The organism is Micromonospora sp. NPDC049374 (assembly GCF_040677165.1).
GTDB lineage: Bacteria > Actinomycetota > Actinomycetes > Mycobacteriales > Micromonosporaceae > Micromonospora.
This window is the reverse complement of the sequence record NZ_JBFAQH010000003.1, coordinates 263,394-275,656: the sequence shown is the minus strand read 5'-3', so window position 1 is coordinate 275,656 and position 12,263 is coordinate 263,394. Positions and strand designations below refer to the sequence as shown.

Here is a 12,263-nt window from a genome sequence, read left to right as displayed (position 1 = left end):
CCGGCATAGCCGACGATCCTCCCCGGCAGGGCCCGGTAACTGGACCCGGCACTAGGGCTTCGTCCTGATCGAAGTCAGCGCTGGCTTCCGAGGAACTCCGGTGCGGTCGCATGGCCCTCGGCGCAGATTCCGTCCCGGCGCAGCGTGGTACCGACGGTTGCGACCAGGATCGACAGGTCGAGTCGGAAGCTGCGGCGCTCCACGTACTCGACGTCAAGCGCGAGCCTGTCGTCCCAGTCGAGGCTGTTGCGCCCGCGCACCTGCGCCAAACCGGTGACACCCGGGCGAACTATGTGCCGCCGCGCCTGAGTGGGCGAATAGCGACTGAGATACTGAGGGAGCAGCGGTCGAGGCCCGACGAGGCTCATATCCCCGCGCAGGACGTTCCAGAAGGTGGGCAACTCATCCAGGCTGGTGGCGCGCAGCCAACGACCGAGCGGAGTGAGTCGATCGGCGTCGCTGATCAGATCGCCGTGTGGCTCGCGCATGGTACGAAACTTGACCAGCTCGAATGGGCGCTCGTTCAGCCCGATGCGGCACTGCCGGAACAAGACCGGTCGCCCCAGCCCTACGGCGACCGCCACCGCTACCACCATCATCACCGGTGCCGTCAGCAGCAGTAGCGTGACTGCCAGGACCACGTCCACGACCCGCTTCACCTGGTCGTTCGGTTGCGCGTGTCGGGGCCGGCGTACGGGCGCAGCAGGCGAGGATGTGGACACGGATCCGACCTCCGTCCGGGTCAAACGGTCATTGCGTCCATAAGGTTTTTATCAGGCATAATGTGGGCGTACGTCGAAACATCGGATTCAAGGTAGTTTTGTTGGTCGGGGCGACGGCTTCGGGTGTGATTCAGCGAGCCGGCACGCCCTTGACCACAACGTTCGGCGGGACGTCGCGTACGACGCAGGCGCCGGCTCCTACCGTTGCTCCGGCACCGATATGCAGCCGGGGCAGCACCACAGCACCCGCTCCGATCAGGGCGGCGGTGCCGAGGCGGCAGTCGCCGGAGACGGCGGCGAGCGGGTGCAGCGACACATGGTCGCTGACAACGCAGTCGTGGGCGAGGGTAGCGTTCTGGTTGACGTGCAGGTGCCGCCCTGCGGTGACGTTTGTGGTGATTCGGGCACCGGCAAACACCACCAGGCCCTCGGCTGCGTTGAGGTTGGCACCCACGGTGGCGTCCGGGTGTACGAGACTGGCTGCGGGCAAGCCGAGCGCGTCGATCCGGGTGTCCACGGTTCGCCGGATGGTGGGATCGCCCAGCCCGAGCGTGACATGGGTCTGCGGGGGCAGATCGTGAAGCACTGCGAGCGTGCCGAGGTACGGGGCTCCGGTCGCCTCGGCTCGCTTACGGTTGATCTCCGAGGGCGCGTCGTCAACGAAGCCGACCAGCCGCCACACCAGCCGGCCGTTCGCCTCGTTGACGGCCGCCACGAGTTGGGCGATTTCCCGACCGTGGCCACCGCAGCCGATGATGACGAGGCCGATGGTCATCCTGATCGGTCACCTCCGCAGGGTTTCGGCGCGTCGGAGGCCGTCACCGTCGTTGACGCGCCACCGCGCGGTTGGCCGGGTGGCCCGTTCCATCGAGCCCACTGGCGGGTAGGTCCGTCGGACGGTTCCGGACCGGTGCGGCGAGGTGATCGAGCAGAATGTCGGCAATCCGCTCGGCAGCCCGGCCGTCCCACAGTGCGGGGCAGCGTCGTGGTGGTGGCGTGTGCAGGATCCGGGTGGCGGCACCGATGATGCGCTGCGGGTCACGACCTACCAGGGTGTTCGTACCTTGGGCGATGGTGATCGGGCGCTCGGTGCTCTCGCGCAGCGTGAGACATGGCACGCCGAGTACGGTGGTCTCCTCCTGCACACCGCCGGAGTCGGTCAGCACCATCCGCGCCTCGGCCTGCAAGCTGAGGAAGTCCAGGTATCCGGCGGGCGGCAACAGCTGCAGACCGGTGGGGATGCCGGACGCATCCAGTCGTTTCGCGGTCCTCGGGTGGACGGTCATCACCAGCGGTAACAAGCGTGCGACCTCCCCCAGCGCCGTCATCAGGGTGCCGAGGGCGACCGGATCATCCACGTTGCTCGGTCGGTGGAGCGTGACCAGCCCGAACTCACCAGCTTTCAGCCCGTTGCGGGCCAGCACGTTCGACTCGCGCGCGCGGGAGAGGTTGGCCAGGAGGGTGTCGACCATGACGTTGCCGACGAGACGGATCTGGTGGGGGTGATAACCCTCGCCATGCAGGTTGTCCACGGCGTCCGGCGAGGGGGCGAAGAGAAGGTCGCTGACCCGGTCCACCACGACCCGGTTGATCTCCTCAGGCATGTCCCAGTCCCGACTGCGCAGACCGGCCTCCACGTGGGCCAGGGTGATCCCACTGTGCGCGGTCACCAGAGCGCAGGCGAGCGTCGCGGTCACGTCGCCCACCACGACGACCGCGTCGGGCGCGATGTCGGCCAGGACGGGCTCGAAAGCGGTCATGATCCGTGCCGTCTGTTGCACCACCGTTCCGGAGCCGGTCCCGAGGTGCCGATCAGGCGCGCGTAATCCCAGGTCGGCGAAGAACACCTCGCTCATGGCATGGTCGTAGTGCTGGCCTGCATGCACCAGCACAACGTGTGCCGCGCGTTTCTCCAGCGCGTCCAGAACGGGTTTGATCTTCATGAAGTTCGGCCGCGTTCCGGCGACCAGCATGACAGTGGGCATGGGTCAGTCCTGTCCGGTGGCGAGGGACATCGGCACGTGCTCTCGGCCCCAACGGCGGCCGACCGCCGTCATCGGTGCGGCGTAGTGGTTCAGAACGAGGACGTGTCCGGTAGCGGACGGTCATCGGCGGTCGAGGAAGTCGCCGATGGCGGCGGTCACCCGGGCGACCTGCTGGTCGGTCAGGGCTGACCCGCTGGGCAGGGCCAGACCGTCATTGAACAGTTGCTCGGCGGCACCGGACAGCACGCTGCGCGCCCCACGGAACACCGGCTGCAGGTGCATGGGTTTCCAGATCGGTCGGGTCTCGATGTCGAGCGCCCCGAGATGCGCGGCCAGATCGCCGACCTGCCATCCGGCCACTGCCGGATCAACCACGATGCTTGTCAGCCAGCAGTTGGCACCAGCGTCCCGGTCACCAAGCAGCCGCACGCCAGGCACGGCACTGAACAGCTTGGCGTACCGCTCGCGGTGGGCGCGTCGACGTTCCAACATGCCGTCCAACCGACGCAGTTGGGCTCGGCCGAGTGCGGCGAGGAGGTTGCTCAATCGGTAGTTGTAGCCGATGTCGGTGTGCTCGTAGTGCGTGACCGGCTGCCGCGCCTGCGTGGACAAATAACGGCACCGGGCGATCAGATCCTGGTCGTCGGAGACCAACATTCCACCGTTGGAGGTGGTGATCATTTTGTTGCCGTTGAAGGAAAGGACCGCCGCCCGGCCGAAGGCGCCTGCCGGATGGCCGTCCTGGACCGCGCCGAGCGCCTCTGCGGCATCCTCGATAATGGGTACACCGGCCGATGCGCCGATCGGCAGGATGCGTCCGTAGTCGGCGCAGGACCCAAACATGTCCACCGGCAGCACCGCAGCCACTCGCCGCCGGGCACGGCGCAACTCGTCCAGCGTCCGTTCGAGAAGGTCCGGGTCCAGGTTGCCGGATTCCGGCTCACAGTCCACGAAGACTGGCTCGGCCCCGGTATAGACGACCGCGTTGGCGGTGGCCACGAAGGTCAGCGTGGGAACCACCACCGCGTCGCCGGGGCCCGCGCCGAGGGCGAGTAGGGCCAGGTGCAACCCGGCGGTGCCCGACGTGAGCGCGGCCGCGTGTGCCCGGCCCACTCGCGCGGCGACTTCCCGCTCGAACGCGTCGACCTCGGGGCCCACCGGCGCGACCCAACCGGATCGCAGTGCTCTGACCAGGTACGACTCTTCCAACGGCCCGACGTCGGGACTTGAGAGCCAGATACGCTCCGCCGTCGGCCCGATTCCTGGATTGGCGAGCCAGACCTGCTCGATCGTGTGCTGGGAAGGCGGATGGCCAGCGTTGTGTTCGCGTACCGTCATCTGAACCTCCCGTCGTAAACGGGGGCACCCCCGCTTGTTCCTCGGAAGGTCAACGACGTAACCGTGAACGGGTGTCGCCCTAATGGGGGCAAAATCGCCCATTCACCCGGTCGTGCGTTATCGACCTGGTCGACAACCTTTCTCAGGCGATGGCCTGCCACCAGCCGTCGACCGGGGGCGGGTCGTCGACCACCACCCGCTCGCCGGGGCGCGGCACGGCCAGCCGCACGTCGCGGGCCTTCGCCTCGGCCCAGAGCCGGTCCACCGGCTCGGACCAGTCGTGCAGCGCGAGGTTGAACGTGGCCCAGTGGACCGGCAGGAAGAGCCCGCCGCGCAGGTCCAGGTGGGCGGCGACCGCCTCCTCCGGGAACATGTGGATGCCCGGCCAGGCATGGTCGTACGCGCCGATCTGCATCAGCGTCACGTCGAACGGGCCGTGTGCGGCGCCGATCTCGGCGTACCCGCCGAAGTAGCCGGAGTCTCCGGTGTAGTAGACGCGGCGCTGCTGACCGGCCACCACCCAGGAACTCCACAGCGTGCCGTTGCGGCGCAGGCCCCGGCCGGAGAAGTGCTGGGCGGCGGTGCAGGTGATCTCCAGCTCGGCCACCCGGTGGGTCTGCGACCAGTCCAACTCGATGATCCGCTCCGCCGGTACGCCCCAGCGGTCGAGGTGGGCACCGACCCCGAGCGGCACCAGGAACGGTGCCGACTGCCGGGCGGTCAGTTCCCGCACCGTACCCATGTCGAGGTGGTCGTAGTGGTCGTGGGAGATCAGGATCGCGTCGAGGCGGGGCAGTTCGTCGAGGCGTACCGGCGGTTCGTGCAGTCGACGCGGGCCGACCGCCGTCGACGGGGAGCACCTGTCGCTCCACACCGGGTCAAGCAGCACCCGCTTGCCCTCGATCTCGATCAGGGTGGAGGCGTGGCCGTACCAGACGATGTTCAGCTCGCGCGCCGGGTCGATTCCGGTCTCGGCGGCCGGCCGCAGCAGCGGCACGGGTGCGACCGGCCGACGCTTCTGCTTGCCGAAGAGCAGTTCCCGGAACAGGTTGCGGTCGCTGACGGGCACCATCGTGCGGGTGTCCGTCCGGTTGTGGAAGGTGCCGTCGCGGAACTGTGGTGACCGGGCCGCCCGTTCGGCGCGAGCGCCGGCCAGCCGGCCGCCGATCGCGGCCGGCACGTTCCGCGCGGCCCAGGCCGCTCCGGCGAGCCCGGCCAACGCGGCCAGGCCCGCCACCGATCCGGTGATCCGCCGACCGGTGGTACGTCCGCTCGGCTCGTTCGGCGCCCGCATGGTTCCCCCTTGGTTGATCCCCGAGGTCCACGGTAGCCGTCACCGGCAGGGTTCAGCCGCCGTTGCTGGGGCGGTACGTGTGCTTGCGGTGGGTGGTGCCGGTGCCGCCGAAACCGGCGGTGAGGTCCATGACCCGCCGGCCCCACCGGGCCCGTGCCTGCACGGCGGGGTGGGTGGCGCCGAAGTCGTCCGCGCCGGCCTGCCCGTCGGCGAAGAGGGCGTACGTCACAAGTGGCGCGCCGGCGGTGTCGAAGATCACGCCAGCTTCGTGTCGGGCGTCGACGAACCAGCCGGCCTTGGTGGCGACGCGGGCCCGTTCGGCGGAGGACATCTCCCGGCGCACCCCGTCGGTGAACGCCACCGGCGAGCGCAGCAGCCGCAGCACGCGATCGGTCGAGGCGGGGGAGAGCAGGGTGCCGGCGACAAGCGCCCGCAGCAGGTCGTGGGTCTCCCGTGGCGTGCTGGTGCCCAGGAAGAAGCGGTTCGGGTTGGCCACCGGCTGCACCTGGGTGTTCGGGAAGCCCTTCGCGACCAGGATCTGGTTGACCTCGGCGGCCGGGCAGACCAGCCCGCAGAGCCGTACCGCGGTGTCGTCGGAGACGGTAAGCAGGTTCGCCAGGACGTGGCCGACGGTGACCAGGCTGGGGTAGGCGCCGTCCAGGCTGAAGATGCCGTCGCCGCCGGGCACCACGATCGCCTCGGTCACCTCCACCTGGTGGTCGAGGGCGAGCAGACCCCGGTCGACCTTGTCCAGCACCGCGACCGCCACGGCGATCTTGTTGACGCTGTACGCCTCGATCCGCAGGTCCGCCGACTCGTTCACCGCGACCAACGGCCCGTCCGGGCTGGCCAGGCTGACGTACGCCTGCCAGTTGCCACCGGCCCGGGTGCTCTCCCGCTGGAAGACGGCGGCGATGCGGGCGGCGAGCCGTTCGCGGTCGCGCGGCCCGCCTGCCGTGCCCGCCTCCTCGGCGGGGTCAGCGGCGGCGGGCACTCCGGTGCCGAGCACGGTGCCGGCCGTCGCCACGGTGCCCAGGCCGAGCGCGGTCCTGCGGTCCATCCGGATGGTCACTCGTCTCTCCCATCGGTCCCCTGGTGTGTACACGACACACCCTAGGCCGAAGGATCGACGTGCGTGATCCCGTGGCTGGGCTCACGGGGCGAGGACGACCTTCACGCAGCCGTCCTGCTTCTTCTGGAACATCTCGTACGCCTGTGGCGCCTCCTCCAGCGGCAGCCGGTGGGTACGCAGGTCGGCCACGCCGAGCGGGTCGTCGTCGGTGAGCAGCGGGATGATCTCGTCGGTCCAGCGCCGCACGTGGCACTGACCCATCCGCACCTGGATGCCCCGGTCGAACATCTCCATCAGCGGCAACGGGTCGACCTCGCCGCCGTACACCCCGGAGATGGAGACGGTGCCGCCGCGTCGGACGGCCTTGAGCGCGGCCTTGAGCGCGACCAGCCGGTCCACCCCGACCTTGTCGATCATCGGCTGGGCAATCTTGTCCGGCAGCAGTCCGGCGGCGGCCTGAGCCATCTTGCCCAGCGGCGCGCCGTGCGACTCCATTCCGACCGCGTCGATCACGGCGTCCGGCCCGCGTCCGTCCACCAGGTCGATCAACGTGCCGGGCACGTCGTCGAGCTGGGAGATGTCGAGCACCTCCACACCGTGCCGGCGGGCCATCTCCAGCCGCTCCGGCACCACGTCGAGGCCGATCACCCGCTCGGCGCCGAGGTGGCGGCCGATGCGGGCGCAGAACTGGCCGACCGGCCCCAGCCCGAAGACCGCCAGGGTGCCGCCGCGCGGCGTGTCGGCGTACTTCACCGCCTGCCAGGCGGTCGGCAGAATGTCGGAGAGGTAGAGCCACCGCTCGTCCGGCCCGTCGGCCGGCACCTTGATCGGGCCGAACTCGGCGTGCGGGACGCGGAGGAGCTGGGCCTGCCCGCCGGGCACCGCGCCGTAGAGGGAGGTGTAGCCGAACAGGGCGGCGCCCTTGCCCTCGGCGGTGACCTGGGTGGTCTCGCACTGGGCGTAGAGCTGCCGCTGGCACATCCAGCAGGATCCGCAGGCGATGTTGAACGGCACCACCACCCGGTCGCCGGGCTTGAGGCGGGTCACCCCGGGCCCGACCTCCTCGACGATGCCCATCGGTTCGTGGCCGAGGATGTCACCCGGCTTGAGGTAGGGCCCCAGGACTTCGTACAGGTGCAGGTCGGAGCCGCAGATGGCGGTGGAGGTGATCCGCACGATCGCGTCGGTCGGGTCCTCGATCCTCGGGTCGGGCACCTCCTCGACCCGTACGTCCCGCTTGCCGTGCCAGGTCAACGCCCGCATGCCGCCTCCTCCACCTCGCCGCCCTCCCCAACCCTCTACCCCCAAACCGACAAACCCCACCTCCCGATGTGTTGATCATGAGGTTGGCGGCAATCGTTGATCTTCAAACTGCCGCCAACCTCATGATCAACGGAGGGGATGGGTGGGGGTGGGGTGGGTGGGGTGGGTGGGGTCAGGTGCCGGGGGTGTCGGCGTGGCGGGTGGTGGCGGCGAGGTAGTCGCGGTTGAGGCGGCCGATGGTGGTCAGCGGGATGCCCTTCGGGCAGACCACGGTGCACTCGCCGGCGTTGGTGCAGCCGCCGAAGCCGGCCTCGTCGTGCGCGTCGACCATGCCGATCACCCGGGTGTAGCGCTCCGGCTGGCCCTGCGGCAGCAGCGACAGCTGGGTGACCTTGGCGGCGGTGAACAGCATGCCGGAGCCGTTCGGGCAGGCCGCCACGCAGGCACCGCAGCCGATGCAGGCGGCGGACTCGAAGGCCGAGTCGGCGTCGGCCTTGGCCACCGGCACGGAGTGCGCCTCCGGGGCGCTGCCGGTCGGCGCGGTGACGTACCCACCGGCAGCGATGATCTTGTCGAAGGCGTTGCGGTTGACCACCAGGTCCTTGATGACCGGGAAGGCCCGGGCCCGCCACGGCTCGATGTCGATGGTGTCGCCGTCTTTGAACTGCCGCATGTGCAGCTGGCAGGCGGTGGTGCCGCGCTGCGGGCCGTGCGCGTCCCCGTTGATCATGAGGCCGCACATGCCGCAGATGCCCTCACGGCAGTCGTGGTCGAAGGCCACCGGCTCCTCACCGGCGAGGATGAGCCGCTCGTTGAGCACGTCGAGCATCTCCAGGAACGACATGTCCGGGGAGACGTCGTCGACCTGGTACTTCACCATCCGACCCTTGTCCTGGGGGCCGGACTGGCGCCAGATGCGCAGGGTCAGGTTCACTTGTAGCTCCGCTGCGTGGGGTGGACGTATTCGAAGTTCAGGTTTTCCTTGTGCAGCACCGAGAGTTCGCCCGTGGCGGTGAACTCCCAGGCCGCGACGTACGCGAACCGCTCGTCGTCGCGCTGGGCCTCGCCCTCGGGAGTCTGGTGCTCGGCGCGGAAGTGGCCGCCGCAGGACTCCTCGCGGTGCAGGGCGTCGATGCACATCAGCTCGGCCAGCTCGAAGAAGTCGGCGACCCGGCCGGCCTTCTCCAGCGACTGGTTCAGCCCTTCGCCGTTACCCGGCACCCGTACCCGCTGCCAGAACTGCTCACGCAGGGCACGGATCTCGTCGATGGCCTTGCGCAGCCCGGCCTCGGAGCGCTCCATGCCGCAGTGCTCCCACATGATCTGGCCCAGCTCACGGTGGAACGAGTCCACCGTGCGGTCACCGTTGATCGCGAGCAGTCGCTGGATGCGGTCCTCCACGTCGCGACGGGCCTCGACGGCCGCCGGGTGGGTCGCGTCGACCTTCTCGAACGGACCGGCGGCGAGGTAGTTGGCGACCGTGTTGGGCAGCACGAAGTACCCGTCGGCCAGGCCCTGCATCAGCGCCGAGGCGCCGAGCCGGTTCGCGCCGTGGTCGGAGAAGTTCGCCTCACCGATGACGAACAGGCCGGGGATCGTCGACTGGAGGTCGTAATCGACCCAGAGGCCGCCCATCGTGTAGTGCACGGCGGGGTAGATCCGCATCGGGACCTCGTACGGGTCCTCGCCGGTGATCCGCTCGTACATCTCGAAGAGGTTGCCGTACTTGGCCTCGATGGCCTTGCGGCCCAGCCGGTCGATGGCGTCGGCGAAGTCGAGGTAGACCCCGAGCTTCGTCGGGCCCACGCCCCGGCCCTCGTCGCAGACGTTCTTCGCGGCGCGGGAGGCGATGTCGCGGGGCACCAGGTTGCCGAAGGACGGGTAGATGCGCTCCAGGTAGTAGTCGCGCTCGTCTTCGGGGATGTCGCGGGGGTCGCGGTCGTCGTCCTTGGCCTTCGGCACCCACACCCGGCCGTCGTTGCGCAGCGACTCGCTCATCAGGGTCAGCTTCGACTGGTGGTCGCCGGAGACCGGGATGCAGGTCGGGTGGATCTGGGTGTAGCAGGGGTTGGCGAAGTACGCGCCCTTGCGGTGCGCCCGCCAGGTGGCGGTGACGTTGCAGCCCTTGGCGTTCGTGGAGAGGTAGAAGACGTTGCCGTAGCCGCCGGAGGCGAGCACCACGGCGTCGGCGAACTCCGTGGTGATCTCGCCGGTGACCATGTCCCGGACCACGATGCCCCGGGCCTTGCCGTCGACGACGATCAGCTCCAGCATCTCGTGCCGGGAGTTCATCTCCACGTTGCCCAGGCCGATCTGCCGCTCCACCGCCTGGTACGCCCCGAGCAGCAGCTGCTGGCCCGTCTGGCCCCGGGCGTAGAAGGTGCGCTGCACCTGCGCGCCGCCGAACGACCGGGTGTCGAGCAGGCCGCCGTACTCGCGGGCGAACGGCACACCCTGGGCGACGCACTGGTCGATGATGTTGACCGAGACCTCGGCCAGCCGGTGCACGTTCGACTCGCGGGAGCGGAAGTCACCGCCCTTGACGGTGTCGTAGAAGAGCCGGTGCACCGAGTCGCCGTCGTTGCGGTAGTTCTTGGCGGCGTTGATGCCGCCCTGCGCGGCGATCGAGTGCGCCCGGCGGGGGCTGTCCTGGTAGCAGTAGGACTTGACCCGGTAGCCCTGTTCGGCGAGCGTGGCGGCGGCGGAGCCGCCGGCCAGGCCGGTGCCGACCACGATGACTGTCATCTTGCGGCGGTTGGCCGGGTTGACCAGCTTGGCCTCGAAACGGCGGCGCTCCCACCGGGTCTCGATCGGGCCGTCGGGAGCCCTGGTGTCGGCGATCGGGTCGCCCTCGGTGAACAGATCCATGGTCAGGACACCAATCCGGTGAGTACGGCGAACGGGACCACGAGGTAGCCGGCACAGAGCACGACGGCGAAGACCAGCGCCACCGCCCGGGCCCGCTGCTCGCCGCTCGGTGTCTGCTGGCCGAGGCTGCGCAGCGCGCTGAACACGCCGTGCCGCAGGTGGAAGCCGAGCGCGACGACCGCCACGGCGTAGAAGAGCGTGACGTACCAGCGCTCCGGAGCGAAGTCGGCGACCACGTTCGCGTACGGCCGGGACGGGTCGCCGACCGGGTTCAGCGTGCCGGTGGTCAGGTCGAGGATGTGGTAGACCACGAAGAGCAGGATGATCACGCCGCCCCAGCGCATGGTGCGGGCCGCGTAGCTGCCCCGGACCTTCTTGCGGTGGGCGTAGCGCACCGGCCGGGCGGCCCGGGCGCGCAGCGCCAGGACCGTGGCGGCCCAGATGTGCAGCAGCACCGCCGCCAGCAGGCCGACCCGTTGGATCCACAGGAACCCGGCGCTGGGCAGCAGCGGGACGCCGAGTTCACGCAGCCAGTGCGCGTAGTGGTCGAACGATGTCGCGCCCGAGAAGATCTTCAGGTTGCCCAGCATGTGGGCGATGAGGAACAGCACCAGCAGGATGCCCGTCACCGCCATGACGGCCTTGAGGCCGACATTGGATCGGATGGGCGACCGGGTTCTCGTCGTGACTACCACTCGACCGACGCTAGGAGCACTTTGATCAGTCGTCCAATGCATCGACACCGCAGTCTTGATAGCCATAAGCTATGTAGATGCAGCTCCATCAGCTGAAGTACTTCGTCGCGGTGGCTGAAGTACGACATTTCACCCAGGCGGCCGACATCGTGGGCATCACCCAGCCCTCATTGAGTAAGCAAATTCACGCACTGGAGGACACCCTGGGTGCGCCCCTGTTCGAGCGGGTAAGGGGCAACATAACGCTCACCGCGGCGGGGGAGGTGCTGCTGCCGCTGGCCAAGCGGATCCTGGCCGACGTCGAGACCGCCACCCGGGAGGTGCAGGAACTGGTCGGCCTGCGGCGCGGCCGGGTACGCCTCGGTGCCACCCCCAGCCTCGCCACCTCGCTCGCCCCGCCGGTGCTCCGCCGGTTCCGCGACGCCCACCCCACCGTCGACCTGCGGATGGAGGAGGGCGGCTCGCAGGACCTCGTCCGTGACCTACTCCGCGGCGACCTCGACCTGGCGCTGATCATCATGCCCGCCCAGGGCACCGACCCCGGCCTGCGAGCCGACCCGATCCTCACCGAGAGCCTGGTGGTCGCCTCGGTAGACCCGGTGCCCACCGCCACGCCCGGTGCCGACCTGCGCATCACCGACCTGCGCGACCAGCCGATGGTGATGTTCCGCGAGGGTTACGACCTGCGCGACGCCACCCTCCAGGCGTGCCGGGACGCCGGCTTCGAACCGACCCTGTCGGTGGACGGCGGTGAGATGGACGCGGTGCTCAGCTTCGTCGAGGCCGGGCTGGGCATCGCCGTGGTACCCGGCATGGTGGTGGCCCGCCGGGCCGGCATCCGCGTCACCCGGCTCGCCCCACCCGGCGTACGCCGGACCATCGCCGTGGCCCGCCGCCGGGACGCGGTGCCCACCCACGCCGGCCGCGAGCTACGCCGAATCCTGCTCGACTACGTCCACACCGCCACCGCCACCGCCCAACTCCCACCCGGCGTCGAACCCCTGAGCTGAGCCCGCTGAGTTAAGC

The 12,263-nt window shown here is 69.5% G+C and carries 11 protein-coding genes; 1 reads left to right on the top strand and 10 read right to left on the bottom strand.

The annotated features are described in order from the left end of the window. Positions 1–74 precede the first annotated feature (74 nt). The 10 genes from AB0J93_RS07225 to AB0J93_RS07180 form a co-directional block, all read right to left on the bottom strand. Positions 75–647, bottom strand: a complete 573-nt coding sequence (locus AB0J93_RS07225) for a sugar transferase (RefSeq protein WP_363919021.1) — start codon at positions 645–647, stop codon at positions 75–77. Between the two features lie 205 nt (positions 648–852). Next, complete coding sequence (locus AB0J93_RS07220) at positions 853–1,497, bottom strand: NeuD/PglB/VioB family sugar acetyltransferase (RefSeq protein ID WP_363919019.1); 645 nt, start codon at positions 1,495–1,497, stop codon at positions 853–855. A 43-nt stretch (positions 1,498–1,540) separates the two neighbouring features. Beyond that, positions 1,541–2,707 (bottom strand): UDP-N-acetylglucosamine 2-epimerase (non-hydrolyzing), encoded by a 1,167-nt coding sequence (wecB, locus tag AB0J93_RS07215; protein ID WP_363919017.1) that lies wholly within the window; start codon positions 2,705–2,707, stop codon positions 1,541–1,543. A 120-nt stretch (positions 2,708–2,827) separates the two neighbouring features. Continuing rightward, positions 2,828–4,045: an aminotransferase class I/II-fold pyridoxal phosphate-dependent enzyme gene (locus AB0J93_RS07210; protein ID WP_363919015.1), complete on the bottom strand. Its 1,218-nt coding sequence runs from the start codon at positions 4,043–4,045 to the stop codon at positions 2,828–2,830. Positions 4,046–4,187: 142 nt separating this feature from the next. Continuing rightward, positions 4,188–5,339 (bottom strand): MBL fold metallo-hydrolase, encoded by a 1,152-nt coding sequence (locus AB0J93_RS07205; protein ID WP_363919013.1) that lies wholly within the window; start codon positions 5,337–5,339, stop codon positions 4,188–4,190. Positions 5,340–5,391: 52 nt separating this feature from the next. After that, positions 5,392–6,411, bottom strand: coding sequence for a serine hydrolase (locus AB0J93_RS07200; RefSeq protein ID WP_363919011.1), 1,020 nt, complete (start codon positions 6,409–6,411; stop codon positions 5,392–5,394). 81 nt (positions 6,412–6,492) lie between these two features. Continuing rightward, entirely contained in the window at positions 6,493–7,674 is a 1,182-nt protein-coding gene (locus tag AB0J93_RS07195) for a zinc-dependent alcohol dehydrogenase (RefSeq protein WP_363919009.1), read from the bottom strand. A gap of 172 nt (positions 7,675–7,846) precedes the next feature. After that, entirely contained in the window at positions 7,847–8,608 is a 762-nt protein-coding gene (locus AB0J93_RS07190) for a succinate dehydrogenase/fumarate reductase iron-sulfur subunit (protein ID WP_357588946.1), read from the bottom strand. Beyond that, the gene (locus AB0J93_RS07185; RefSeq protein ID WP_363919007.1) at positions 8,605–10,542 is read right to left on the bottom strand and encodes a fumarate reductase/succinate dehydrogenase flavoprotein subunit; all 1,938 of its coding nucleotides are present in this window, start codon (positions 10,540–10,542) and stop codon (positions 8,605–8,607) included. Before AB0J93_RS07185 ends, AB0J93_RS07190 begins: the two co-directional genes overlap by 4 nt. A gap of 2 nt (positions 10,543–10,544) precedes the next feature. Next, the gene (locus AB0J93_RS07180; protein ID WP_363919005.1) at positions 10,545–11,237 is read right to left on the bottom strand and encodes a succinate dehydrogenase cytochrome b subunit; all 693 of its coding nucleotides are present in this window, start codon (positions 11,235–11,237) and stop codon (positions 10,545–10,547) included. 77 nt (positions 11,238–11,314) lie between these two features. Here AB0J93_RS07180 and AB0J93_RS07175 point away from each other — a divergent pair, with 77 nt between their 5' ends. Then, positions 11,315–12,247, top strand: a complete 933-nt coding sequence (locus tag AB0J93_RS07175; RefSeq protein WP_363919003.1) for a LysR family transcriptional regulator — start codon at positions 11,315–11,317, stop codon at positions 12,245–12,247. Positions 12,248–12,263 lie beyond the last annotated feature (16 nt).

Bases quoted from the DNA above. Each gene is read 5' to 3' on its own strand.
- AB0J93_RS07220 (WP_363919019.1), bottom strand. From the start codon at position 1,497: ATGACCATCGGCCTCGTCATCATCGGCTGCGGTGGCCACGGTCGGGAA.
- wecB (WP_363919017.1), bottom strand. From the start codon at position 2,707: ATGCCCACTGTCATGCTGGTCGCCGGAACGCGGCCGAACTTCATGAAG.
- AB0J93_RS07210 (WP_363919015.1), bottom strand. From the start codon at position 4,045: ATGACGGTACGCGAACACAACGCTGGCCATCCGCCTTCCCAGCACACG.
- AB0J93_RS07205 (WP_363919013.1), bottom strand. From the start codon at position 5,339: ATGCGGGCGCCGAACGAGCCGAGCGGACGTACCACCGGTCGGCGGATC.
- AB0J93_RS07195 (WP_363919009.1), bottom strand. From the start codon at position 7,674: ATGCGGGCGTTGACCTGGCACGGCAAGCGGGACGTACGGGTCGAGGAG.
- AB0J93_RS07185 (WP_363919007.1), bottom strand. From the start codon at position 10,542: ATGGATCTGTTCACCGAGGGCGACCCGATCGCCGACACCAGGGCTCCC.
- AB0J93_RS07175 (WP_363919003.1), top strand. From the start codon at position 11,315: ATGCAGCTCCATCAGCTGAAGTACTTCGTCGCGGTGGCTGAAGTACGA.